The sequence below is a fragment of the Streptomyces microflavus genome (genome assembly GCF_014650075.1).
In the GTDB taxonomy this organism is placed as follows: Bacteria; Actinomycetota; Actinomycetes; order Streptomycetales; family Streptomycetaceae; genus Streptomyces; species Streptomyces microflavus.
Genome location: NZ_BMUG01000010.1, coordinates 19,642 through 43,881, shown reverse-complemented (window position 1 = coordinate 43,881; position 24,240 = coordinate 19,642). Strand labels below are relative to the sequence as shown.

Genomic DNA, 24,240 nt, shown 5'->3' with positions numbered 1-24,240 from the left:
TTTCGCCCGTCCGCCTCATGGGCGTGTGTCGGAGGCCAGGAACTCACCCCGGGCCCTCCCCTTAGGTATGCAAAAATTACGACTTCGCACATCAGATGATCTTGGAAGGGGGCTTGTACGCCGATGCCCGTTCGTTCCGCCCGCATACCGTGCCACGGCTCGTCGGAAGTGACGGTGGCGGCAGGAGTCGCCTCCGTGACGGCGTCGCAGCAGGTCAACGAGGTGCTCCGGCCATGTCGCTGACGCGCCGCACCGTCCTGACCGCAGCAGCCGCCGCAGCCGCCGTCCCGGTCATCGCCCCCGCCGGAACCGCCCAGGGAGCCGCCCACGCTGCCGCTCCGGCGACCGATCCGCCAACCGCCCCCGTCTCCGGGCAGCGGCTCACGAGCGGCATGCACGCGCGGCGCAGGTTCGACCTGCGGGCCGAACCCGTCGATCTGTTCGGCAGGGAGCTCCGGCTCACCCAGAGCAGAGTGCATCAGCAGGTCGCCTTCGACCCGGTGACCGGCCTGGCCTACGTCACCCAGATCATCAGTGACGGCCGCCAACTCGCCGACGAGAGCGCCCCCGTACCCGGTGCCGAGCGCGACCGCCGGGGCGATCTCTGCATCAGCGAGGTCGCTCCCGACGGCACCGTCCGTGCCGCCATGTACCTGAGGGGCGTCGGCCACGGCGGCGGACTCGGCGTCGAGCACACCGACGGCCGGCCCCACCTCTGGCTGGAGACCGACGCCACCCCCGTCACCAGCGGCTTCGCCTACGGCAAGCGCATCGGCCGTATCGCGTTCACCCCCAGCGCCATCGTGGACGCGGGGAGCCCGCAGATCGAGGTGTTCGACCCCGTCCCGGGTTCCTCCGGCGTCACCCCGTCCCTGGACATGGAGCACGGCCGGATCGGGGTACGCCACGGATCGGGCGGCACCGCTGAGTATCGCGTCTACGACCTTGCCGCCTTCAAGCGCCGCGACTTCACCCCGCTGCACCGCTTCCCGGCCCTGTACCGCACCCAGGCCTGGTGCCTGTACGGGGATCTCGTCCATCAGAACGAGGGCAGCGCCTACGGCCCGGCCAACCCGTCACCCGGCAATTCCTGGTGGAACGTCTACGACGTCACCACCGGCCTGATGATCGAGCGACGCTTCAACACCACGGCTCTCGGCCTGTCACACCGCGAGACCGAATCCATCACCGTCCGCCGGACGCCCGACGGGCCACAACTCGTCTTCGGCTTCGCCACTCAAGAACCAGGACCGCGCCGCATGGCCCTCTATGGCATCACCAGCACCACCGACGGCACGGGCGACCACGTCCCGTGGACCACGCTGGAGTACGACACCGCCGTCTACACCCCCAACTCCAACAACTACGTGCCTCAGTACCGCCAGGTCGGCAACCGCATCGACCTCCACCTCCGGCTGTCCCGTACCGACAAGGCCCCGTGGACCACCGGCGAGAAGATCCTTACCCTCCCGCCGCACATCCGCCCCAACCGCACCCAGGGCATGGTCGGCCAGACCACCGGCGCCGGGGTCACCGGCTCCCTCACCGTCCGCTGGGAGGTCCTCACCGACGGCTCGCTGCACATCTACGACCCGCGCGGCCTCACCGGCTGGATCGGGCTCGACGCCGGTTACTTCACCAGCTGAGCGTTCCCCCGACGGGGAGGGAGCGGCGGCGGCCCTCACCCGTCAGCCGCGCCAGAACTGCCAGCGGGCGTGGGGCGGGGCGCACTCGCCGGACCCGACAGCCTGCCAGTAGCCACGCTCCATGGCCTCCTCCTGCTCCGCCCCCGACCCCAGGGAGAACACGACGTAGCTGCAGCTCGGCCGGACGGACTGGGCGGCGAACGCGCCGAGAGCTCCGGCGGCGAGAGCTGTGACGGTGCAGGCGACGAGGAGAAGGCGACGGGTGTCGTCGGGTATCTGAGAGATCACGCCCGCATCGTACGGAGCGCGCTGAAGCTCCGCGTTCATGAAGGCCACATCGCTCAGGCGGGAACGCCGGCCCGGTTCAGGACAGCGGCCATCTCGTCCTCGGGGAGCGCCGGGTTGGCACCCGCGCTGGAGGCCAGTTCGGGGACATGTAGTGCCTCGCGGAGCCGGTGGAGGGGGAGGCGCGGGTCGCCGGCCGCCGCCTGGCGTGTCCAGACCGTGGGGTCATGGCTGAGCCGTTCGATCAGCGTGGGGGTGGCGGCCGGGTCCCGGACGGCCAGCCGTCGGTAGTTGCCGTCCGGGTGGTCCGCGTAGCGCGCGGCGAGGCCCTCGCGGGGAAAGCGGGGGTGGGTCTCCGCCATCCAGGCGGAGAAGGTGCCGCCGAGCCGTGCGTACACACGCATCAGGACCTCCTCCGGGGTGTCGGGGTGGTGGATGCCGAGGCGGTTCTCCACCACCGGGTCCTCGACGCGTGCGAGCAGGCGCAGCAGGTCGGGCGGCAGGTGGGGGCTCCGGGCGGCGCTGCGGCGAAGCAGCGGGTGGGCGGAGGTCGCGGCCCGTCGCAGCACCTCGGGGTCGGCGAGCCCCTCCCGTACCCAGTGCACGCCGTCGCCCCTGTCGAGGTCCCCGACCGTGAAGTCGATCGCCATGCGCCGCGTCTCGTCCAGCTCGGGCCTGAGGGAGACCGCGAGCCGTACGCCCTCGTCGGGGTCGACGGCGAGCCGCTCCACGAGGTCGGCGGGCAGCGACGGGTTCTCGGCGAGAGCGGCCAGGTGCGTCCGCTCGGCGGCATGCCGTTCGGCGTCGGCGCGGTGGAGAAGCCCGCGGCGCAACGCCTCGGCGACGGACTGCGGGTCGCGGAGGAGTTCGGCGGTGAGATGCGCGTCCCGTCGGCACTCCCCCAGTGCGGCGGCCCGCCGCACCTCGGGGTCGGGGTCGTCCAGCAGCGCCGACCGCTCGTCCGGCGCCAGCTTCTCCCATACGCGGGCGGCGACTTGGCGCGCTGCCGGATCGTGGTGCGTGGCCAAGGAGGCCACGAACGACGGCGCGAGATGGGGTGAGTCCAGCAGGGCCGTCCGTACGGAAGGGTCGGGGTCGTCGAGCAGGCGGGCGCACACGTCGTCCGGCAGCGGCACGACCGACGCACGCGGGTCGCCCCATTCGGATCCGTACGCGAGAGCGGCCCGCACCTTGGGAGAAGGGTCGTCCACGAGCCGGGCCCGCTGCGCAGGCTCGGCCAACTTGCTCATCGCGAAGTCGACCCGAGCGCCAGGGTTCGGGTGAGCCAGAATCACCGCGACGGCTGACTCGGGGAGTCCAGCCCGCTGCGGGGCGTAACGGGGCGGACCGTCACCGCCGCCGTCGAAGGCAAGCAGGCGCAGCAGCAACGGTGTCGGCAGCGCCGGGTTGCGAGCGACTCCGTCCAGCGCGGACGCGTGGAACGCGACCAAGATTCCCCCAACACTGTGCCTCCGGCGGCTGGTACGCAGCCATGATCCCCCGCGTGCGCGGAGACCGTTCTGTAGCCATCGGCCTCAGACGGATTTGAGGAGGCCGCGGAGGTTGGTCATGCGCGCCTTGATGTCGGCAGCTTCGGTGGGGTGGATTGGGGCGTCATCGGTGTCGGGTCGGTGGGTGGTGCGGCAGGGTCGGCAGAGGCCGTCGGGGAGGGCTTCTGGTTGGCCGGGGCGGCCGCAGTCGGTGCATTCCATGAGGATGCGGTGGGGTGGGGCGGGGGTGTCGGACGGGGCGCTTGGGGTGGTGGGGAGGTGGGGTGGCATTTTGAGGGTGAGACGGCGGCGGACGAAGCCAAGGGGGGTGTCGACCTGGGCGGGGAGTCCTGCGGTGAGGGCGGTGATCAGGTAGTCGACGCTGACGCCCCTTGCGAGCCATTCCGCTGCCTGTGCTTCGAGTTCTTGGCAGTCGTCGGCGGAGAGGGGGAGGCGGTGGTCCTCGTGGCCGAGGCGGGCCAGGGCGAGGTAGGCGGGGGAAGGGCCGGCTTCGGAAGGGTGAGGTGCTGGGGCGGGAGGCACGGGTTGTGTGTCCGGCGCCTGGTCCGGCGTGCGTTGATGCGGTACGGGGGTGGGCTCGGGGCCCTGTTGAGTACCGGGTTCCTCGGATACGGGCGGCGGAGGCTCCTCGTCCGGGACCCAAGGCGGCGGCGGAGCGATGTCGGGGGCCGGGGCATCCGGCGCGGAGCTGTCGGCCTGGGTGGTGTTCTCGGCGGTGAGGTGGGTGTTCCACCACTCGTTGTCGTGTGCGGTGCGGGACCAGAAGGTGCGGAAGACCCACCGGGTCTCGTCGCCCGCGCCGACGGCGCAGCGGACGCGCCGCAGGTGCCCGGCGACGGACAGGGCGGTCAGGGCGCTGCTGATGGCCTGTTGCCCGTAGAGCGGGAGCTGCTTGGCCAGCTGCTTCACACTCATCGCCGCACCCTCGGGGAGATGGTCGACGAACCCGGCAACGTACCGCTCACGCACAGGGAGAAGGCTGAAGTCGTGAGGTGTGCGCGGCCGTTGGTCGGGCGCGGAGCGTTTGCCGTACCCGGGCTTGGCCATCGGGTACGAGGTCGACCGTGCGGGGGCACGCAGGGCAGGGCTAGGGTGCTGGGTAGCCAAGGGATCGCCTTTCACGGCATCGATCTTGCGGTTAGACCCCGGCCTGGTGGTGACACACCGCGTCGGGGTCGTCTGGTTCTCGAACCGTAAGCAGTCGTGACGCTGCGCCGCAAGCTGTCACGATTAGTCATACTTCCCCAGCCGTGACGGGTCAGGGAGGGTGGGGAGGTTTTCCCAAACCCCTTCTCCTGCCTACCGGTTAAAGAAGGCGCTCGAACCCCGAACCTCGCATCCCGACCCCCGTATCCCGGGACCCGAGCTTCGGGCCGGGACCCCACCCCCGTACCCCCGGAAGAGTGAACCGACCGCCCCGAAGCTCGGCGGCCGAAGCTTGAGCCCCGAGCCTCGTTGCCGACCCAGACGGGGAGTCGACAGCTCTCCGACGTCATCGCGGCAGTCGTCCATACGGAAGTCGTCCGCGTTCCTTGCGGGGCGCTACGGGTGGTACAGGACTTGGGCACGCACCAGGTCGACCGGCCCTTCCTCCCCGAGGCTCAGGAAGTGGTTCACCTGCCACGCCTGGGTGCTGCCGGCCTGACGACTGGTCGTGGTCGCCCATGGGGGATAGACGCGGAACCCCCGCTTTCCGCCGGCCCCGCCCCGGGACACGACACCGCGCTCGCACAGCACCTCCCGCGGGAACACGAACTGCCCGAAGTGGCCGCTGTCCCGACTGCTGATGACGAAGAGGTCGACCCCGTCATCAGCGTCGAAGGGCCGGATCGGGCCCTCTGCGGATCGCTGCCACACGGTGACGAACTGGCCCACCTTGGTAGGGGTGGTCCTGGCCGCACGGAACGCGACCGACTGCCCGTCCATCGTGAACCGGTGAGCCGCGTACTCGGCACTCTCCGGTTCGGGCACCGGCTGTGAGCAGACGAAGCCCTTCGGGTCGTACACCAAGGTCTTCGCTGCCTGCAGGTCCCCATGCAGTCCTGCCCACGGCCGATTCGTCTCCACCCACCCATCCTGCCATCGCGCCCGCCATCTGACGCCCGAGCGCAGCCTCGGCACCGGAAGGGGCCTGAACAGGCACTATGAGTCGACCAGGCCCTTCTTCTGAAGCGCTCTCCTCGCTTCGCCCTCGCTACGCGCGCCTATGACCCGCCCCACGTAGCAACATGTAGTCCATGGAGACCACGGCGCGCGAGTTCAACAAGAAGTCCTCACAGATCCTTGCCGCGGCGGCACGCGGTGAGACCATCACCGTCACCAAGAACGGCACTGCCGTCGCCCGTGTCGTGCCCATCACCGACGACGACATCCCCCCGTACCCCACCGATCCCATGGGCGCCATAGCGCTCCCCGATCTCGGCCTGCCCGACCTCACCGACGACGAGATCGAGGACGCGCTCAAGGGGATGGGGTCCTGAGCCTGGTCGCCATTGCCGACACCAATGCCCTCTATCGGCTCCTCGACCCGAGACTCACGGGCCACGAGGCACACAAAGAGGGACTGGCGTCGATCAGTCACTTGATCATCTCACCCTTCGTCCTGGCCGAGTTGGACTACCTGATCACCACGAAGGCTGGGGCCCGTCAGTCCCTGGTGGCAGCACGGTTCATCGAAGGCAACGTAGCCACCCGCCGGTTCGAGGTCCCGCCCGTCGGTGTGCATCTCAGTACCGCGATCGCCGTCGCGGAGGGATACGTGGACGCGGACGGAGGCAAAGGCATCGGCATGGCTGACGCCATGAACGTCGCCCTGGCCGCCGCATACCGCACCGAGATCATCTTCACCTCGGACCGCCACTTCCGTACGGTCCGGCCCCTGACAGGGCACAAGGCGTTCAGGCTGCTGCCCGACGACCTGTGACGCGTGGTGACGCGCTACATCCGCGACGGCTCCGGCCTCGGAAACCGGAGCCACTGGACTCGTGCTCCATCCGCCCGGCCCAGGTCGTTGCTCACCGCCGGTACAGCCCCTCGATCTCCGCCGTGAAGTCCCGGGCGATCGCGTCCCGCTTCAGCTTCAGCGAGGGCGTCAGGTGCCCCTTCTCCTCCGTGAAGTCCACCGGCAGCACCACGAACTTCCGGATCGACTCCGCCCGCGAGACCAGGCGGTTCGCCTCGTCCACCGCCTTCTGCAAGGACGTGCGCAGCTCCTCGTCGTGGACCAGCTCCCTCAGCGGCACGTCCTGCTTCTTCACCATCTGGCGCCAGTGGTGCAGGCCGTCCGGCTCCAGGGTGATCAGGGCCGTGATGTACGAGCGGTTGTCGCCGACCACCATGCACTGGCTGACCAGGGGGTGCGCGCGGAGCCAGTCCTCCAGGGGGGCGGGGGTGACGTTCTTGCCGCCCGACGTGATGATGATGTCCTTCTTGCGGCCCGTGATCGTCAGGTAGCCGTCCTCGTCCAGCGCGCCCAGGTCGCCCGTGGGGAACCAGTCGCCGTCCAGGAGGTACGGGACCGGCTCCGCGCGTTCCGTGTCCCAGTAGCCCCGGAACACCTGGCCGCCCCGCAGCAGCACCTCGCCGTCGTCCGCGATGCGTACCGAGGTGCCGGGGAGCGGCCAACCCACCGTGCCCAGGCGGGGTTTGAGGGGTGGGGTCACCGTGTGGGCCGCCGTCGTCTCCGTCAGGCCGTACCCCTCGAAGATGCCGATGCCCGCGCCCTCGTAGAACGAGGCGAGCCGGCGGCCCAGCGGGGAGCCGCCGCAGATCACGTACCGGACCTTGCCGCCCAGCGCCGCCCGGATACGGCGGTAGACCAGGGGATCGTAGAGGGCTCGGGCCGCACGCAGGCCCAGGCCCGGCCCCGGGCCCGTGCCGTGTTCGGCGGCCTCAAGGGCCTTGCCGTAGCGCTGGGCGATGCGCGCCGCGCGGTCGAACGACGACGCCCGGCCCATCTTCTCCGCCGTCGCCCGGCCCGTGTTGTAGACCTTCTCCAGTACGTACGGGATGGCGAGGAGGAAGGTGGGGCGGAAGCCCGCCAGGTCGGCCAGCAGGTCCTCCGTCTGGATGGAGGGGGCGTGGCCGAGGCGGACCCTCGCCCGCATGCAGCCGATCGCCACCATCCGCCCGAACACGTGCGAGAGGGGGAGGAAGAGGAGCGTGGAGGCCGGGTCCTTCGACACCGACTTGAAGACCGGGTGGAGGAGTTCGATCGCGTTGTCCACCTCGGCGAAGAAGTTGCCGTGGGTGAGCACACAGCCCTTCGGGCGGCCCGTCGTGCCCGAGGTGTAGATGAGGGTGGCGGGGCTGTCGGGTTCCAACGTTGCGCGGCGCGCCGCCACGGCCGCGTCGGGGATGTCCTTGCCGAGCGATTTCAGGTGGCCGATCGCCCCCGTGTCGAACTGCCACAGGTGCGCCAGGTCACCGAGCTGCCTGCGCTCCTGGCTGATCAGGCGGCCCTGCTCCTTCGTCTCCACCGCGCACGCCACCGCACCCGAGTCCTGGAGGATCCAGCGGGCCTGGAAGGCGGAGGAGGTGGGGTAGATGGGGACCGTCACCAGCCCGGCCGCCCAGGCCGCGAAGTCCAGCAGCGTCCACTCGTACGTCGTACGGGCCATGATCGCGACCCGGTCGCCCGCCCGCAGCCCCTCCGCCATCAGGCCCTTCGCCACCGCCAGCACCTCGGCGGCGAACTCCTCGGCGCTCACGTCCCACCAGGCGCCCTCCACGTCCTTCCGGCTCAGCACCGCATCGGACGGGGCCTCCCGCGCGTTGTCGAACGGGATCTCCGCCAGCGAACCCCGCAGGACCGGGGGCGCGAACGCCGGTACGGAGACCTCCTGCACCCGGCCGTCCGGGCCTCTCTTCTTCGTCGGTTCCACAAGGGCGGGCGTGGGGGCGGATGAAGGCGTTGACACGTGCGGCTCCTCGGTAGCGGGGGTCGGGCGGGTCCGGTCGCCGGGTCGTCCGTCCGGCAGGGGTGGCAGAAAGAGCGGTCAGGGGCGTTCCAGGATTGCCGTCACGCCCTGGCCGCCCGCCGCGCAGATCGAGATCAGCCCCCGTCCCGGGGCCTCCCGTTCCGCCAGCAGCTTGGCCAACGTTGCGACGATCCGCGCGCCCGTGGCGGCGAAGGGGTGGCCGGTGGCCAGCGAGGAGCCGGCCACGTTCAGCCGGGTCCGGTCCAGCGGGGACAGGCCCTGCTTCTCCCAGGCGGCGAGGGTGGCCAGCACCTGGGAGGCGAACGCCTCATGGATCTCGTAGAGGTCGAAGTCCTCGATGCCCAGGCCCGCCCGCTCCAGCAGGCGCGGCACCGCGTACGCCGGGGCCATGAGGAGGCCGTCGTCGCCGTCCACGTAGTCCACGGCCGCCGTCTCGTAGAGGGTGAGGTAGGCCAGGGGCTCGAAGCCGCGCTCCCGCGCCCACTCCTCGCTCGCCAGCAGTACCGTCGCCGCGCCGTCCGTGAGGGGGGTGGAGTTGCCGGCTGTCATGGTGGGGTTGTCCCCGGATGTGCCGAACACCGGCTTCAGCTTGGCGAGTTGCTCGGGCGTGGAGGTGGGGCGGAGGTTCTGGTCGCGGGTCAGGCCCTGGTACGGGACGACGAGGTCGTCCAGGAAGCCGCGTTCGTACGCCGCCGCCAGGCGCTGGTGGCTCGTGGCGGCGAGCCGGTCCTGGTCCTCGCGGCTCACCGACCAGCGGCGGGCGGTACGGGCCGCGTGCTCGCCCATGGAGAGGCCCGTGCGGGGTTCGGCGTTGCGCGGGACGTCCGGAACCAGGTGACGGGGGCGTACGGCGGACAGCGCCTTGAGGCGGGCGCCCGTCGACTTCGCGCGGCGGGCGGCCAGCAGGATGCGGCGCAGCTCGTCGTTGACGCCGAGCGGGGCGTCGCTCGTGGTGTCGGAGCCGCCCGCGACGGCCGAGTCCACGGCACCCAGCGCGATCTTGTTGGCGGCGGCGATCACGGCCTGGAGGCCCGTACCGCAGGCCTGTTGGATGTCGTACGCCGGCGTGCGCGGGTCCAGCGCGGAGCCGAGGACGGTCTCGCGGGCCAGGTTGAAGTCGCGGCTGTGCTTGAGGACCGCGCCCGCCACGAACTCCCCCACCTGCTGCCCGGCCAGTCCGTACCGCTCCACCAGTCCGCCGAGCGCGGCCGTCAGCAGGTCCTGGTTGGAGGCGGTCGCGTACGGGCCGTCCGAGCGGGCAAAGGGAGTACGGCTGCCGCCGATGACCGCGACGCGGCGGGGGCGGGGCAGGGCGAGGGGGATCGACCGGGACCCAGGCTCCGTCGTCATGGTGACCATCTCGTCTCGGTCGGTCCGGGATTGTTCATCTCGACCAGCTCCTGACTCTTCAGTAACCTTACTCTGGAGTAAATCTACGACCGAGCAGGGAGCCAGGACAATGGCCGATCGCTATCTGCACCTCACCGGCACAGCACCCGGCCGCTTCCTCACCCGCCGGCTCGGCCTGCCGCAGCCCGCCCCACTGCGCCGCTGGACCCTGGAGACCCCGCACCTGGAGGGGCCGCTGCTGCACCTGACGGCGGGGGCGTCGGCGGTCACGGGGGTGGCGGAGGCGCTTTCCCGGTCCGGGCTCCCGGTCGTCGGCAACACCGACCGGCCCGCCGCGATCGTCCTCGACGCCACGGGGGTCACCACGGCCGCCGGGCTCGGGGACGTCCACGCCGCCCTGCACCCCGTCGTACGCTCCCTGGCCCCGGGCGGGCGGATCGTCGTCCTCGGTACGGTGCCGTCGCCCGACGACCACCATCAGGCCGCCGCCCAGCAGGCGTTGGAAGGGTTCGTCCGCTCGCTGGGCAAGGAGATCGGGCGCGGCTCCACCGTCCAGCTCGTACGGATCCCGGGCGGCGGAGCCGCTCAAGCGGCCGAGTCCACGCTCCGCTTCCTGCTCTCCCCCCGGTCCGCCTACGTCAGCGGCCAGGTCATCGAGCTCACCACCGCCACCGCCACCCCCGGCCCCGGCCCCGCCGCCGACCCGGCCGCCCCGCTCACCGGCCGCACCGCCCTGGTCACCGGGGCCGCCCGGGGCATCGGCGCGGCCGTCGCCTCGGTGCTCGCCCGCGACGGGGCCCGGGTCATCGCCCTGGACGTGCCGGGGTCGCGGGAAGAGCTGGAACGCACCGCCGACCGGCTCGGCGCCACCGCCCTCCCCCTGGACATCACCGCACCCGACGCCGCCGACCGCATCGCCGCAGCGGCGCCCGACGGGCTCGGCGTCCTCGTCCACAACGCGGGCATCACCCGCGACCGCCGCCTCGCCAACATGCCCGCCGACCGCTGGGCATCGGTGATCGAGGTCAACCTGGACAGCGTGCTCCGCACCACCGACGAGCTGCTCAAGGCGGGCGTCATCACGCGCGGCGGCCGGATCGTCGCCACGGCCTCCATCGCGGGCATCGCGGGCAACACCGGGCAGACCAACTACGCCGCCAGCAAGGCCGGGATCATCGGGCTCGTCCGCTCGCTCGGGCCGCGCGCCGCCGCCGACCACGGCGTCACCGTCAACGCGGTCGCGCCCGGCTTCATCGAGACGAAGATGACGGCCGCCGTACCGCTCTTCATCCGCGAGGCGGGCCGCCGCATGAACTCCCTCTCCCAGGGCGGCCTTCCGGTCGATGTGGCCGAAGCCGTCGCCTGGTTCGCCCAGCCCGACTCCACCGCCGTCAACGGCCAGGTGCTGCGGGTCTGCGGCCAGAGCCTGCTGGGGGCGTGAGCGCGGTGACCTCCCTCAGCGCCTCCCTCGTCCGCGGGGCCGTCACCTCGCCGTTCAAGCACCCCGGCCGGCCGGGCGCCACCCTGCCCACCGACCGCCTCACCCTCCCGGCGACCCCTGCCGCACCCGGCCCCCTGGCCGCGTACCGCAGGATCTGCGGCTTCCCGGCACCGGAATCCGGGCCGGGGTCCGGGTCCGCGTCCGCGTCCGGGCCGCTCCCGCTCACGTACCCCCATGTCCTGGCCTTTCCTCTCACCATGCGGCTGATGACCGCGCGGCGCTTCCCGCTCCCCGTCGTCGGGCTCGTCCACACCTGGATCGAGATCGTCGCCCGGCGGCCGGTGCAGTCCGACGAGTCGCTCGAACTAACGGTGTACGCAGAGAAGTTGACGCCCCACCGACGCGGCACCGAAGTCACGATGGTGACCGAGGCGCGGGTGGCCGGGGCGCTGGTGTGGGAGTCCCGCAGCGGCTATCTGTCACGGCACGCGACGAACGCCGCCGGGAGTACCCGCGAGGCCGACGGAAGCCCCGCGCTCCCCGCCGTCGCCGAGTGGCAGCTCCCCGGCGATCTCGGGCGGCGGTACGGAGCCGTCTCCGGCGACCGTAATCCGATCCACCTCCACCCACTCACCGCCCGCCTCTTCGGCTTCCCCCGGGCCATCGCGCACGGCGTGTGGACGGTGGCCCGCTGCCTGGCCGAGGCCGATGGGCAGCCCGGTGAAATCCGTTCCGTACGGGCCGACTTCAGGGCCCCGGTCCTGCTGCCCGCCACCGTGACGTACGCGGCCGACCCGGCCGGGAACGCCTTCGCTCTGCGCAGCGAAAGCAGCAGCGGGAGCGGGACCGGGAGTGGGCGGGTGCACCTCACCGGGTCGGTGACACGAACCTCCTGAGGCCCGCCACCGCACCCCGCGAGGCGCCCCCGCTCCCTACACTGCCGCCATGGCATGCCGCATCAGCGAACTGGTCATCGAAGCCGCCGACGCCGAGCGGCTCGCCGCGTTCTGGAGCGAGGTGCTCGGCTATGCCGAACTCGGCCGGGAGAGCGACGGGTCCATCGAGATCGGGCCGCCCGGCGCCGGCTTCGGCGGCCCGCAGCCCACCATCGTCCTGAGCCCCAACAGCGAGCCCCGGACCGGGAAGCTCCGGCTGCACATCGACGTCAACGCCACCGACCGCGACCAGGACGCCGAGCTGGAACGGCTCCTCGCCCTCGGCGCCAGGCCCGCCGACGTCGGCCAGACCGGCAACGAGAGCTGGCACGTCCTGGCCGACCCGGAAGGCAACGAGTTCTGCCTCCTGCGCACCCGGCTCCAGCCGCTCTGACCCGGCGCCGTACGCGCTGGACGGCCCGGTACGCCGGACGGCCTCGTACGGCCCCCTACGACGCGTCCGCCGGCGGCTGCCACGGCCGGGCGTGCATCAGGTTCTCCAGGCCCGCCCAGGCGAAGTTCATCAGGGTCGCCGCGGCCTCCTTGGCCGAGACGCCCGGGGTGTCGTTGGCCCAGCCCGCCAGCGACTCCGCGGCGCCCACCAGGGCCTGGGCGAGGCCCGCCACGTCCCGGTCCACGAGGGCGGGGTCACGGTGCGCCTCGCGGGCGGCGGCGCCGATCAGGCCCGTCACGAACGCAACGATCTCGTCGCGCATCACCACGACCTCGCTGATGAACGGCTCCCCGTGCGACCGCGCCTGGCGGTGCAGCACCGCCCAGCCGTCCGGATTCTCGGCGGTGTGGGTGAAGAACGCCCGCAGCCCCGACCAGAGTTGGCCGTCGGCGGGCAGCTCCGGATCCACCCCGGCCCGCACCGCCGCCACCAGGGCTTCCGCCTCGCGCCGGATGCAGGCGGAGAAGAGGTCCTCCTTGGAGTGCAGGTAGAGGTAGACCAACGGCTTGGAGACGCCCGCCAGCTCCGCGATCTCGTCCATCGAGGCGGCCCGGTACCCGCGCTGCCCGAAGGTCTGCACCGCGGCGTCCATCATCTGCCGCTCACGCACGGCGCGTGGCATCCGTTTGCTCTTCACAGCACCCACGTCCGACTTCCTCCCCGCCCCGCGGTCCCGCCCCGCAGCCCAAGCCCGTAGCCCGGCCCGCAGCCCTGCTCCCGGCAAGGGTACGGCGGGGCGGGGCGGGCCGCCGACACAGCCGCCCGGCGGCCCGCCCGCTCCCGCCCCCGCGACGCGAAAGCGCCCCCGGCCCACCTCAGGAGGTGGACCAGGGGCGCTCGGGACGTACGGGCCGGGCTGCCGCTAGGCGGTGACCGGAACCGCGTCCTTCCGTTCCGGCGTACGGTCGCGGTTCTCGTCCCGGCCGTCGTCGTCGGACGGGCCGAACGCGTCGATCGGGGAGGCCGAGGCCGAGTCGTACTTGTCGTGGTCGAGGATCTTCTCGCGGGCCGAGACGATGACCGGGACCAGCGCCTGACCGGCCACGTTGGTGGCGGTGCGGATCATGTCCAGGATCGGGTCGATGGCCATCAGCAGGCCGACGCCCTCCAGCGGGAGGCCCAGCGTCGAGAGGGTCAGGGTCAGCATGACCGTCGCACCGGTGAGACCTGCGGTGGCCGCCGAGCCGATCACCGAGACGAAGGCGATGAGCACGTAGTCACCGATGCCCAGCTGGACGTCGAAGATCTGCGCGATGAAGATCGCCGCCAGCGCGGGGTAGATCGCGGCGCAGCCGTCCATCTTCGTGGTCGCCCCGAACGGGACGGCGAAGGAGGCGTACTCCTTTGGGACGCCGAGGCGCTCGGTGACCCGCTGGGTGACCGGCATGGTGCCGACCGAGGAGCGGGAGACGAAGGCCAGCTGGATCGCGGGCCAGGCGCCCTTGAAGAACTGGAGCGGGCTGACCTTGGCGACGGTGGCCAGGAGCAGCGGGTAGACGCCGAACATCACCAGGAGGCAGCCGATGTAGACGTCGGCGGTGAACGTCGCGTACTTGCCGATCAGGTCCCAGCCGTAGTCGGCGATGGCGTAGCCGATGAGGCCGACGGTGCCGATCGGGGCGAGGCGGATGACCCACCACAGGGCCTTCTGGAGCAGCTCCAGGATCGACTGGCTGAGCGTGAGGATCGGCTGGGCCTTGTCGCCGAGCTTGAGGGCCGCGATACCGGCGACGGCCGCCATGAAGACGATCTGGAGCACGTTGAGCTCGGTGAACGGCGTGATCACGTTGTCCGGGATGATGCCGGTCAGGAAGTCGATCCAGCTGCCGCGGTTCTCGGGGAGCTTGCCGTCCTTCGGCGTGAGGCCGGTGCCGGAGCCCGGGTTGGTGATCAGGCCGATCGCGAGACCGATCGCGACCGCGATCAGCGACGTGATCATGAACCAGAGCAGGGTGCGGGTCGCCAGCCGGGCGGCGTTGTTGACCTTGCGCAGGTTGGTGATCGACACCAGGATCGCGAAGAAGACCAGCGGGGCGACGGCCAGCTTCAGCAGCTGGACGAAGATCGAGCCGACCTTGTCGAGCGTGGTGACGAGCCAGGAGACGTCCTGGCTGCGGGCCAGCCAGCCGAGCAGGACACCGAGGACCAGACCGGCGACGATCTGGGCCCAGAACGGGACCTTGGGTATACGCGGACCGGGGCCGGAGCCGGTGGACGGCTGCTCGGCCTCGGGGGCGGCGGACGCGGAATTCGCGGACACGGACACACTCCAGTGGGGGACGCATCGGGACGTACGAGGACAGGCGTACGGACGTGCGGTGGAACGGGGACGGGGTCGCGGCGCCCGCGTCGAAGGGCGACGCCGCTGCATGATGCCGTAATCAGACCTCGCGGCAACAGACCGCGGACATACAGCGGCAGAGATCGACATGCAGGCGCGCCACGAGCGGAATGCTCGCGGCATGACGGAGGCGCACTGCTGTCTTCATGTCGAATACGTTAACACTTGAACTTTGGGAACCTCAAAGCCTTTCTTTGACCACGGAACAGGCCCCGGCGCCGGCCCTCCAGGCGCCCCGGAAACGCCAAGAGCCCCGGTACGGGAGCGATGTGCTCCGGTCCGGGGCTCTGCGGGAAGTTCACATGGCACGACCCTCGGGGGCGTGCGTGTGAGGAAGCTTACTGAACGGCGTCCTCGCGGGTGCGGTTGGCGTCGAGGCGGGCCTTGGTCCGGTCGACCGTGGTGATGATCTGCTCGGACATCTCGTCGCGCTGCTTGCGCAGCAGGACGTAGCTGAGCGGGGCGGAGAGGACGAGGCCGAGGAGGATCACCCAGACGACGTTGGAGCCGCCGAGTCCGGAGGGCACCAGTCCGAAGTGGACGGCGACACCGGCGGCGAAGAAGCAGCCGAAGAAGATCAACAGGCGCAATGCCGTGTACCGGATCATCGCGCTCGGCTTGGCAGCGGACACGGCAGGCCCTCTCTTCCCATGAACTCTCGACACACTCCTGCCCGTCCAGTGAAGCATGGCCCGAATTCTCAGGGTTAAGGGGGTTCCCGGGGGTCTCAGGGTTCAGGAGGCGGGGCCGAACCTTCAAGAGGCTTGGCGAACCTTCAGGAGGTGACCGGAGCTTCAGGAGGTGACCGGAGCTTCAGGGGATGGCCGGAGCTTCAGGCGGCCGCCTGGCCCAGCGGGAGCAGCATGACGATGTCGTCGCGGTCGTCGCCCGGGGCGACCCGGATGCCGCCCGGGACCCGGCCGACCTCCTTGTAGCCGCAGGCGGCGTAGAAGCGGTCGGCGCCGGTGCCGCCGCGGCAGGTGAGGCGGATCGCCTCGATGCCCTCGATGGAGCGGGCCGCGTCGGCGGCGGCGGCCATGAGGTCGCGGCCGTACCCCTTGCCCTGGTGGCGGGGGTGGACCATGACGGTGTAGAGCCAGAGCCAGTGCTTCATCAGCCGGTGGGTGTTGAGCGTGAGGAAGGCGGTGGCGGCGACCTCTCCGCCCTCGTCGCGGCCGACCAGCAGCCGGGTGCGGCCCTCCTCGATGGCGACGAGGTGCTTGAGCAGCTCGGGCCGGATCTCCTCGGCCGTGACCGGCGGGACGAAGCCGACGGCGCCGCCCGCGTTGCTGACGTCGGCCCACAGGGCGGTGACGCCGTCGCGCAAAGCGGGCGAGAACACGGGATCCAGCTCGAAGGTAAGTGGCATAGGGCTAGGTTAACCATTACCCGACCGGCGGCTCAACCCCGTCCGGAACGCGAGAAAGCCCCGGCCGGGGACGGCGGCCGGGGCTTCTTCACACGTACAGGAGGTCAGACCCGCATCGGCTGCGGCGACTCGCGCCGGTCCGCCTCGGGGCCCGGGTACTCGCGCAGGATCTCGTACCGGGTGTTCCGCTCGACCGGCCGGAAACCGGCGTCACGGATCAGGTCCAGCAGGTCCTCGCGGCCGAGCTTGTTCGGCGTACCGAAGTCGTCGGCGTCATGCGTGATCTTGTACTCGACGACCGAGCCGTCCATGTCGTCCGCGCCGTGCTGGAGCGCGAGCTGGGCGGTCTGCACACCGTGCATCACCCAGAAGACCTTGACGTGCGGCACGTTGTCGAACAGCAGCCGGGAGACGGCGAAGGTCTTCAGCGCCTCGGCGCCGGTCGCCATCGTGGTGCGCGCCTGGAGCTTGTTGCGGACCTTGCCGTCCTTCATGTCCACGAAGTCGTGCTGGTAGCGCAGCGGGATGAAGACCTGGAAACCGCCGGTCTCGTCCTGCATCTCACGCAGCCGCAGCACGTGGTCGACACGGTGACGGGGCTCCTCGATGTGCCCGTACAGCATCGTCGCCGGGGTCTTGAGCCCCTTCTCGTGCGCCAGGCGGTGGATGCGCGACCAGTCCTCCCAGTGGGTGCGGTGGTCGACGATGTGCTGGCGGACCTCCCAGTCGAAGATCTCCGCGCCGCCGCCGGTCAGCGACTCCAGACCGGCGTCGATCAGCTCGTCGAGGATCTCGGAGGCGCTCAGCCCCGAGATGGTCTCGAAGTGGTGGATCTCCGTCGCCGTGAACGCCTTCAGCGCCACGTCCGGCAGCGCTTCCTTCAGCGCGCTGAGCGAGCGCGGGTAGTAGCGCCACGGGAGGTTGGGGTGGAGGCCGTTGACGATGTGCAGCTCGGTGAGGTTCTCGCCCTCCATCGCCTTGGCCAGGCTGACGGCCTCCTCGATCCGCATCGTGTACGCGTCCTTCTCGCCCGGCTTGCGCTGGAACGAGCAGTACGCGCACGAGGCGGTGCACACGTTGGTCATGTTGAGGTGGCGGTTGACGTTGAAGTGCACGACGTCACCGTTCTTACGGGTGCGCACCTCGTGCGCCAGCCCGCCGAGCCACGCCAGGTCGTCGGACGCGTAGAGCGCGATCCCGTCCTCGCGGGTCAGCCGCTCACCGGCCCGGACCTTCTGCTCCAGCTCGCGCTTGAGTCCCGCGTCCACCTGGCCGCCTCCCATTTCCTCCGTACAACAGACCGCACCAACCGTACGCCTAGGACTCCTCGGGCAGTTCCCCGACCCGGTTCTCCCACTTGGTGGAGAGCACGATCGTGGTGCGGGTCCGCGAGACGCCCTTCGTGCCGCTCAGGCGCCGGATCGTCTTCTCCAGGCCGTCCACGTCACCGACCCGGACCTTGAGCATGTACGAGTCGTCGCCCGCGATGAACCAGCAGTCCTCGATCTCCGCGAGGTCCTTGAGCCGGCGCGCGACGTCCTCGTGGTCGGCGGCGTCCGAGAGCGAGATCCCGATCAGCGCGGTGACGCCGAGGCCGAGCGAGGCCGAGTCGACGGTGGCTCGGTAGCCGGTGATGACACCGGCGGTTTCCAGCCGGTTGATGCGGTCGGTGACGCTGGGCCCGGAGAGCCCCACGAGCCGTCCCAGCTCGGCGTACGAGGCCCTGCCGTTCTCTCTGAGGGCCTGGATGAGCTGCCTGTCCACCGCGTCCATATGACTGAAACCTTCCATTGTTCAGCAGTACCGCGAGTCTACGTGTAGAATCTAAGGCATGCAGGGCTCAGACCCTGCAAATCTTCTAGAACATCCAAGAAATGCTTTCGAATCTTCAGGAGTGAACTTCACCGTGTACACGATCGAGATGGCCTACGCCCGGATGCGCGAGCTGCAGGACCTGGCCAACCGCTCGCGTGCCCACCAGCCCGCCGCCGCGCACCGCGTCGACAGGACCCGCGCCCCGCGCACCACCAAGAAGCGCTGACCGGGACCCTTCGGTCCGCTCACACACCCGGGCTGCGGGAGCCGCCACCGAGCTCTCCCTCCCAGCGGCGGTACAGCCGGTGTTCCACCCCGGCCGCGTCCAGCACCCGCCCCGCGACGAAGTCCACCAGGTCCTGGATGTGCGTCGCGCCCGCGTAGAACGCCGGAGAGGCGGGCAGCACGACCGCGCCCGCCTCGTCCAGGGCCACCATCTGCTTCAGCGTCTGGCCGCTCAGCGGGGTCTCACGCACCGCGACGACGAGCGGGCGGCGCTCCTTGAGCGTCACGCTCGCGGCCCGCTGGAGCAGATCCTTCGACAGACCGAGCGCCACTCCGGCCACACAGGCCGTCGAGGCCGGCACGATGAGCATCCCCTTCGCCGGGTACGACCCGGAGGACGGCCCGGCGGCCAGATCACCGGCCGGCCAGTGGCGTACGCGCTCCAGCTCCGCATCGCCCACCGCGAAGGCGTCCGGCTTCCCGTCGGCGCCACGTTCCAGCCAACAGCGCAGGTCCTCGCGCCAGTGCCCGTCCCGGAACGCGATGCCGGTCTCGTCCAGCAGGGTGAGCCGCGAGGCCCGGCTCACCACCAGGTCCACACTCTCACCGCCCGCCAGCAGCCCGCGCAGGACGGCCGCCGCGAACGGGGTCCCCGAAGCACCGGATACCCCGACAATCCAAGGCCGCCGCTGCTGATGAGTCACTGAAGTCCCGGATTCCACATCAGCGAGCCTATCCGGCACACCCCGGCACCCCGCACCCGGAACCGGGCGGCGGCCCGGGACGTTCCACAGATGACGGCAACCCGGGGGCAGGGGCAGACCATGGGCGACTACTGGACAACCGACCGCAACACCGGCTCCACCACGACCGGCGGCGCACGGGCGCTCACGGCCGGCATCCTGATGGTGGGCTGGGTCGCTCTGCTGTGGATCCTCGAAGGGATCGACGTGGCGACCGGACACGCACTCGACACCTATGGCATCAGCCCGCGCGAGATGGCGGAGCTGCGTGACGTGGTGCCCGCCGCGTTCCTGCACAGCGGCTGGGAGCACGTCGCCTCCAACAGCGTCCCGCTGCTGGTCCTCGGCTTCATCGCCGCCCTCGGCGGGCTGCGCAGATTCGCCGCCGTCGTCGTGACGATCATCCTGGTCAGCGGCGTCGGTGTCTGGCTGACCGCCCCCGCGTTCACGGTGACGCTCGGCGCCTCCGGCGTGGTCTTCGGGCTGCTGGGCTATCTGCTGGTCCGCGGCTTCGTGGACCGGCGCCCCTGGGACGTCCTGATAGGCATCGGCGTCGCCGTGGTCTACGGCTCGCTGCTCTGGGGCGTCCTGCCCACCGACTCGGGCGTCAGCTGGCAGGGCCACCTCTTCGGGCTGATGGGCGGCGTGGCGGCGGCCTTCTTCTTCCGCCGCCCGCCCGCGCGCCGCGGCCCGGACAACCTGGTCACCGTCTGAGCCACCCGCCCGGCAGCGGCCCCGTTACGGGGTCAGGCCGCGCAGCAGCAGGTCGAGCAGGGCGCAGGCGAAGAGCGCCATGCCGATGAAGCCGTTGACGGAGAAGAAGGCGCGGTTCAGCCGGGACAGGTCGTGCGGCCGCACCACCCGGTGCTCGTAGACGAACGCCACCGCGACGATCACCATGCCGATCCAGTAGAAGACCTCGGCGTCCGTCGCCAGGCCGAACCAGACCAGCAGCCCCGTCGTGATCACGTGACAGACCCGCGCGCCCCAGAGCGCCGCCGGGATACCGAAGCGCGCCGGGAAGGAGAGCACCCCGTGGGCCCGGTCCGCCTGGACGTCCTGGCAGGCGAAGATCAGGTCGAAGCCACCGATCCAGATGCCGACGGCCAGCCCCAGGATCACCGCGTCCCACGACCAGCTGCCGGTCACCGCGAGCCACGCGCCGATCGGCCCGATGGCCTGCGCGAGCCCCAGGATCGCGTGCGGGAAGTTCGTGAACCGCTTGCCGTACGGATAGACCACCATCGGCACCACCGCGAGCGGCGCCAGCACCAGGCAGAGCGGGTTGAGCAGGGCGGCGGCTCCCAGGAAGACCGCGAGCGCGACGAGCGCCCCCGTCCACGCCGACCGCACCGACACCGCACCGGTGACCAGCTCGCGGCCCGCGGTGCGCGGGTTACGGGCGTCGATCTCCCGGTCGATGATCCGGTTGGCGGCCATGGCGAACGTCCGCAGCCCCACCATCGCGAGCGTGACGAGCAGCAGGACGCCCCAGTGGATCGTGCCGTCGAGCTGGAACATCGCGGTCAGCGCGGCGATGTAGGCGAAGGGCAGCGCGAAGACCGAGTGCTCGATCATCACCAGCCGCAGAAACGACTTCACCTTGCTGTTCGAGCTGTCCGAGCTGTCCGACGGCGCGGAACCGGGTACGGACGCCGCCGCCTCTGCCGCACTGCTCACAGTCCGTACTCCTTCCAGCGGCGGTCGACCTTCGCCGCCGTCTCCGGGTCGGACTCGACCATCTCCGGCCAGCCCCCGTCCCGGGTGTAGCCCTCCGTGGGCAGCTTCCGGGTGGCGTCGATGCCCGCCTTGCCGCCCCAGAACTGCTGGTAGGAGGCGTGGTCCAGGTGGTCGACCGGGCCCTCGGTGACCGTCAGGTCCCGGGCGTAGTCGGTGTTGCCGAGCGCCCGCCAGGCGACCTCGTGCAGATCGTGCACGTCGCAGTCGGAGTCGACGACCACGATCAGCTTGGTCAGCGACATCATGTGCGCGCCCCAGATCGCGCTCATCACCTTCTGCGCGTGCTTCGGGTACTTCTTGTCGATCGAGACGATCGCGCAGTTGTGGAAACCGCCCGCCTCGGGGAGGTGGTAGTCCACGATGTCCGGCACGATGATCTTCAGCAGCGGCAGGAAGAACCGCTCCGTGGCCCGGCCCAGCGGCCCGTCCTCGGTCGGCGGCCGGCCCACCACGATGGACTGGAGCAGCGGCCGCTTCCGCATGGTGACGCAGTCGATGGTCAGTGCGGGGAACGGTTCCTGCGGGGTGTAGAAGCCGGTGTGGTCCCCGAACGGGCCCTCCGGCAGCATCTCGCCCGGCTCCAGCCACCCCTCGATGACGACCTCGGCCTGGGCGGGGACCTGGAGCGGCACGGTCTTGCAGTCGACCATCTCGATCCGCTTGCCCTGGACGAACCCGGCGAAGAGGTACTCGTCGATGTCCCCGGGCAGCGGCGCGGTGGAGGCGTACGTCACGGCGGGCGGGCACCCGAAGGCGATGGCGACGGGCAGCCGCTCACCGCGCCGGGCGGCGACCTGGTAGTGGTTGGCGGAGTCCTTGTGGATCTGCCAGTGCATCCCGATCGTGCGCTTGTCGTGGCGCTGGAGCCGGTAGAGCCCCAGGTTCCGGATGCCGGTCTCGGGGTGCTTGGTGTGGGTGAGGCCCAGGTTGAAGAAGGAGCCTCCGTCGCCGGGCCAGGTGAAGAGCGCGGGCAGCTGGTCCAGGTCGACGTCGTCGCCCGTCAGCACGACCTCCTGGACCGGCGCGTCGTCCGACTTCACCTTCTTCGGCGGTACGTGGACCATCGAGCCGAGCTTGCCGAAGGCCTCCCGTACGCCGACGAAGCCCTGCGGCAGTTCCGGCTTGAGCAGCCCGCCGATCTTGTCGCTGATGTCGCTGTACGACTTCAGCCCGAGGGCCTTGAGCAGGCGCCGGTCGGTGCCGAAGACGTTCATGGCCAGGGGCATCGAGGACCCCTTGACGTTCTCGAACAGCAGGGCGGGGCCGCCCGCCTTGTTCACCCGGTCGACGATCTCACCGACCTCCAGGTAGGGATCGACCTCGGCCTTGACGCGCTTGAGATCACCATCGCGTTCAAGAGCCCGGAGCAGGGAGCGGAGATCGTCGTAAGCCATGCGGTCCAGTTTGTCATCCCCCTCCGCCCGGCCCCGCCGGGGCTCCCCGCCGCCGGGCCCCGGATCGGCGGCGGCCAGCCGGTACCCTGGCCGCGACACCGGGGAAACACCGAGCCCCGCCGCCGCTCACTGGGGGACGCACCATGAGAGCCCTGTTGTTCATCGTCCCGCTGGCTCTGACGATCTACGCGTTCATCGACTGCCTGAACACCTCGGAGGAGGACACCAAGCATCTTCCGAAGATCGCCTGGGTCTTCATCATCCTGCTGTTCTGGATCGTCGGCCCGGTTGTGTGGCTCGTCGCCGGCAAGGCCCGCCGCAACGCGGCCACCGGCACCGGCACCGGCCCCTCCTCGTGGCAGCGGGGCAGGCGGCAGCAGTGGGTGGCCCCGGACGACAACCCCGACTTCCTGAAGTCGCTCAAGGACGACAAGGACGCCAGGAAGGCCGAGGCGGAGGCGGAGTCCAGGAAGGCCGAGGCCGAGGAGGAGCTCAAGCGCCGCAACGGCGGTACGGGCCCCGACGACAAGACCCCGCCCACTTCCTGACGGGCTATTCCTCCGGGCAGGGGTGATCTTTCCGACCGGCGCGGTGGGCGCGTCCCGGGGGTGGCTTCGGCCATCCTCGAAGGGGTAACGCAGGCACCGCACGCGTCACCCTCCTGAGGAGCCCCCCACATGTCCGAAACGCCCGCCGAGTCCCCTGCCGAGCTCGTCGCCCGCCTCCGCGCCACCTTCCGCACCGGCCGCACCAAGGACCTCGCCTGGCGCACCGGGCAGCTGGAGCGGCTGCGCGCCCTGCTCACCGAGCACGGGGACGACCTCGCGGCGGCCCTCCGCGCCGACCTGGGCAAGAGCCGCAAGGAGGCGTACCGGACCGAGATCGACTTCACGGTCCGGGAGATCGACCACACGCTGGAGCACCTCGCCGACTGGCTGCGGCCCGAGCCCGCCCCCGTACCGCCGCACCTCGCCCCCACCGGTGCCACCGCGCACACCGTGCTGGACCCGCTGGGGGTCGTCCTGGTCATCGCGCCCTGGAACTACCCGGTGCAGCTGCTGCTCGCCCCCGTCGTGGGCGCCCTGGCGTCCGGGAACTGCGTGGTGGTCAAGCCCAGCGAGCTGGCGCCCGCGACCTCCGCCGCCGTGGCCGGGCTGCTGCCGCGGTATCTGGACACGGACGCCGTCGGGGTCGTGGAGGGCGCGGTCGAGGAGACCACCGCCCTGCTGGAGCAGCACTTCGACCACATCTTCTACACCGGCAACGGCACGGTCGGCCGGATCGTCATGACGGCCGCCGCCAAGCACCTCACCCCGGTCACCCTGGAGCTCGGCGGCAAGTCCCCGGTCTTCGTCGACCGGGGTACGGACCTGAAGGCCGTGGCCGGGCGGCTCGCCTCGGGGAAGTTCCTCAACGCCGGGCAGACCTGTGTGGCCCCCGACTACGTGCTGACCGACCCGGAGACCGCCCCGGCCCTCGCAGAGGCGCTGGCGGCCGCGGTGGAGGGGCTGTTCGGGGCGGACCCGGCCGAGCACCCGGAGTACGGGCGGATCGTGAACGAGCGCCACTTCGACCGGCTGACGGCCCTGCTCGGCTCCGGCACCGCGGTGACCGGCGGCGCCCACGACCGGGAGACGAAGTACATCGCGCCGACCGTCCTCGCCGATGTGGCGCCGGACGCGCCCGTGATGGGCGAGGAGATCTTCGGCCCGATCCTGCCGCTGGTCACGGTGGACGGCCTGGACGAGGCGATCGGCTTCATCAACGACCGGGACAAGCCGCTGGCGCTGTACGCGTTCACCGACTCCCCCGCCGTACGGGAGCGGCTGCTGGCCGAGACCTCGTCGGGCGGGGTCGGCATCGGGCTGCCGCTGGCCCATCTGACCGTCTCGGACCTGCCGTTCGGCGGGGTCGGCGAGAGCGGCATGGGCAGCTACCACGGCCGCTACTCCCTGGAGACGTTCAGCCACCGCAAGGCGGTCCTGGACACCCCGCTGCGCTGACGACGTACGAAGGCGCCCCGGACGGTTTCGGATGCCGTCCGGGGCGCC

General features: G+C 70.9%; 25 protein-coding genes. 10 read left to right on the top strand and 15 right to left on the bottom strand.

The genetic code is table 11. From position 1 onward, the window contains the following. The first annotated feature begins 233 nt into the window (after positions 1 to 233). Positions 234 to 1,646: a signaling protein gene (locus IE264_RS27155; RefSeq protein ID WP_229887800.1), complete on the top strand. Its 1,413-nt coding sequence runs from the start codon at positions 234 to 236 to the stop codon at positions 1,644 to 1,646. 42 nt (positions 1,647 to 1,688) lie between these two features. On the opposite strand, the gene IE264_RS27150 is transcribed toward IE264_RS27155, so the two are convergent. From IE264_RS27150 to IE264_RS27135, 4 genes are all read right to left on the bottom strand, one after another. Further along, positions 1,689 to 1,934 (bottom strand): hypothetical protein, encoded by a 246-nt coding sequence (locus tag IE264_RS27150; protein WP_106960221.1) that lies wholly within the window; start codon positions 1,932 to 1,934, stop codon positions 1,689 to 1,691. A gap of 53 nt (positions 1,935 to 1,987) precedes the next feature. After that, a complete protein-coding gene (locus tag IE264_RS27145) occupies positions 1,988 to 3,382 on the bottom strand; it encodes a Mucin-2 (RefSeq protein ID WP_032758180.1) in 1,395 nt (464 codons plus the stop codon). Positions 3,383 to 3,466: 84 nt separating this feature from the next. After that, positions 3,467 to 4,489, bottom strand: coding sequence for a MarR family transcriptional regulator (locus IE264_RS27140; RefSeq protein WP_190167715.1), 1,023 nt, complete (start codon positions 4,487 to 4,489; stop codon positions 3,467 to 3,469). A 495-nt stretch (positions 4,490 to 4,984) separates the two neighbouring features. Beyond that, the gene (locus IE264_RS27135) at positions 4,985 to 5,509 is read right to left on the bottom strand and encodes a MepB family protein (protein ID WP_032760698.1); all 525 of its coding nucleotides are present in this window, start codon (positions 5,507 to 5,509) and stop codon (positions 4,985 to 4,987) included. 170 nt (positions 5,510 to 5,679) lie between these two features. Between IE264_RS27135 and IE264_RS27130 the strand changes: the two genes are divergently transcribed. Next, positions 5,680 to 5,922 (top strand): type II toxin-antitoxin system Phd/YefM family antitoxin, encoded by a 243-nt coding sequence (locus tag IE264_RS27130; RefSeq protein WP_032760696.1) that lies wholly within the window; start codon positions 5,680 to 5,682, stop codon positions 5,920 to 5,922. Beyond that, positions 5,919 to 6,365: a PIN domain-containing protein gene (locus tag IE264_RS27125; protein ID WP_032760694.1), complete on the top strand. Its 447-nt coding sequence runs from the start codon at positions 5,919 to 5,921 to the stop codon at positions 6,363 to 6,365. The genes IE264_RS27130 and IE264_RS27125 overlap by 4 nt, the downstream gene beginning before the upstream one ends. 91 nt (positions 6,366 to 6,456) lie before the next feature. Here the strand turns inward: IE264_RS27125 and IE264_RS27120 are convergent, their stop codons facing one another. Both IE264_RS27120 and IE264_RS27115 read right to left on the bottom strand, forming a co-directional pair. Beyond that, positions 6,457 to 8,361: an AMP-dependent synthetase/ligase gene (locus IE264_RS27120; RefSeq protein WP_032760693.1), complete on the bottom strand. Its 1,905-nt coding sequence runs from the start codon at positions 8,359 to 8,361 to the stop codon at positions 6,457 to 6,459. A gap of 78 nt (positions 8,362 to 8,439) precedes the next feature. After that, the gene (locus IE264_RS27115; RefSeq protein WP_051822083.1) at positions 8,440 to 9,741 is read right to left on the bottom strand and encodes an acetyl-CoA C-acetyltransferase; all 1,302 of its coding nucleotides are present in this window, start codon (positions 9,739 to 9,741) and stop codon (positions 8,440 to 8,442) included. 100 nt (positions 9,742 to 9,841) lie between these two features. Here IE264_RS27115 and IE264_RS27110 point away from each other — a divergent pair, with 100 nt between their 5' ends. Genes IE264_RS27110 through IE264_RS27100 form a run of 3 tightly spaced genes read left to right on the top strand, consistent with a single transcriptional unit; the run spans position 9,842 to position 12,502 of the window. Continuing rightward, positions 9,842 to 11,173, top strand: coding sequence for a 3-oxoacyl-ACP reductase (locus IE264_RS27110; RefSeq protein ID WP_032760692.1), 1,332 nt, complete (start codon positions 9,842 to 9,844; stop codon positions 11,171 to 11,173). 5 nt (positions 11,174 to 11,178) lie between these two features. Continuing rightward, on the top strand, positions 11,179 to 12,069 hold the full coding sequence (locus tag IE264_RS27105; protein ID WP_032760701.1) for a MaoC/PaaZ C-terminal domain-containing protein: 891 nt from the start codon (positions 11,179 to 11,181) through the stop codon (positions 12,067 to 12,069). A gap of 49 nt (positions 12,070 to 12,118) precedes the next feature. Then, entirely contained in the window at positions 12,119 to 12,502 is a 384-nt protein-coding gene (locus IE264_RS27100) for a VOC family protein (RefSeq protein WP_015609237.1), read from the top strand. A gap of 55 nt (positions 12,503 to 12,557) precedes the next feature. Here the strand turns inward: IE264_RS27100 and IE264_RS27095 are convergent, their stop codons facing one another. The 6 genes from IE264_RS27095 to IE264_RS27070 form a co-directional block, all read right to left on the bottom strand. Then, entirely contained in the window at positions 12,558 to 13,208 is a 651-nt protein-coding gene (locus IE264_RS27095) for a TetR/AcrR family transcriptional regulator (protein ID WP_015609238.1), read from the bottom strand. A 216-nt stretch (positions 13,209 to 13,424) separates the two neighbouring features. After that, entirely contained in the window at positions 13,425 to 14,822 is a 1,398-nt protein-coding gene (locus tag IE264_RS27090) for a dicarboxylate/amino acid:cation symporter (protein WP_032760691.1), read from the bottom strand. A 419-nt stretch (positions 14,823 to 15,241) separates the two neighbouring features. Further along, positions 15,242 to 15,535 carry a DUF4229 domain-containing protein gene (locus IE264_RS27085; protein ID WP_032760690.1) on the bottom strand — a complete coding sequence of 98 codons (294 nt, stop codon included), beginning with the start codon at positions 15,533 to 15,535 and terminating at the stop codon, positions 15,242 to 15,244. 200 nt (positions 15,536 to 15,735) lie between these two features. Next, positions 15,736 to 16,272 (bottom strand): GNAT family N-acetyltransferase, encoded by a 537-nt coding sequence (locus IE264_RS27080; protein WP_015609249.1) that lies wholly within the window; start codon positions 16,270 to 16,272, stop codon positions 15,736 to 15,738. Positions 16,273 to 16,376: 104 nt separating this feature from the next. Continuing rightward, positions 16,377 to 17,540, bottom strand: coding sequence for an aminofutalosine synthase MqnE (gene mqnE, locus IE264_RS27075; protein ID WP_031126089.1), 1,164 nt, complete (start codon positions 17,538 to 17,540; stop codon positions 16,377 to 16,379). A 49-nt stretch (positions 17,541 to 17,589) separates the two neighbouring features. Continuing rightward, positions 17,590 to 18,045 (bottom strand): Lrp/AsnC family transcriptional regulator, encoded by a 456-nt coding sequence (locus IE264_RS27070; RefSeq protein ID WP_010063935.1) that lies wholly within the window; start codon positions 18,043 to 18,045, stop codon positions 17,590 to 17,592. 121 nt (positions 18,046 to 18,166) lie between these two features. Between IE264_RS27070 and IE264_RS27065 the strand changes: the two genes are divergently transcribed. After that, positions 18,167 to 18,313 (top strand): hypothetical protein, encoded by a 147-nt coding sequence (locus IE264_RS27065; RefSeq protein ID WP_158706600.1) that lies wholly within the window; start codon positions 18,167 to 18,169, stop codon positions 18,311 to 18,313. A 19-nt stretch (positions 18,314 to 18,332) separates the two neighbouring features. Here IE264_RS27065 and IE264_RS27060 read toward each other — a convergent pair whose 3' ends face one another. Then, entirely contained in the window at positions 18,333 to 19,016 is a 684-nt protein-coding gene (locus tag IE264_RS27060) for a UbiX family flavin prenyltransferase (protein ID WP_032760688.1), read from the bottom strand. A gap of 120 nt (positions 19,017 to 19,136) precedes the next feature. On the opposite strand from IE264_RS27060, the gene IE264_RS27055 reads away from it, so the two are divergent. Further along, on the top strand, positions 19,137 to 19,769 hold the full coding sequence (locus tag IE264_RS27055; protein WP_032760687.1) for a rhomboid family intramembrane serine protease: 633 nt from the start codon (positions 19,137 to 19,139) through the stop codon (positions 19,767 to 19,769). Positions 19,770 to 19,793: 24 nt separating this feature from the next. Here IE264_RS27055 and mqnP read toward each other — a convergent pair whose 3' ends face one another. After that, the gene (mqnP, locus tag IE264_RS27050; protein WP_032760685.1) at positions 19,794 to 20,735 is read right to left on the bottom strand and encodes a menaquinone biosynthesis prenyltransferase MqnP; all 942 of its coding nucleotides are present in this window, start codon (positions 20,733 to 20,735) and stop codon (positions 19,794 to 19,796) included. Then, a complete protein-coding gene (locus tag IE264_RS27045) occupies positions 20,732 to 22,189 on the bottom strand; it encodes a menaquinone biosynthesis decarboxylase (RefSeq protein WP_032760684.1) in 1,458 nt (485 codons plus the stop codon). Before IE264_RS27045 ends, mqnP begins: the two co-directional genes overlap by 4 nt. Positions 22,190 to 22,332: 143 nt before the next feature. On the opposite strand from IE264_RS27045, the gene IE264_RS27040 reads away from it, so the two are divergent. Both IE264_RS27040 and IE264_RS27035 read left to right on the top strand, forming a co-directional pair. Then, complete coding sequence (locus IE264_RS27040) at positions 22,333 to 22,737, top strand: PLD nuclease N-terminal domain-containing protein (RefSeq protein ID WP_032760683.1); 405 nt, start codon at positions 22,333 to 22,335, stop codon at positions 22,735 to 22,737. Between the two features lie 129 nt (positions 22,738 to 22,866). After that, complete coding sequence (locus IE264_RS27035) at positions 22,867 to 24,192, top strand: aldehyde dehydrogenase family protein (protein WP_032760681.1); 1,326 nt, start codon at positions 22,867 to 22,869, stop codon at positions 24,190 to 24,192. The last annotated feature ends 48 nt before the right edge of the window (positions 24,193 to 24,240 follow it).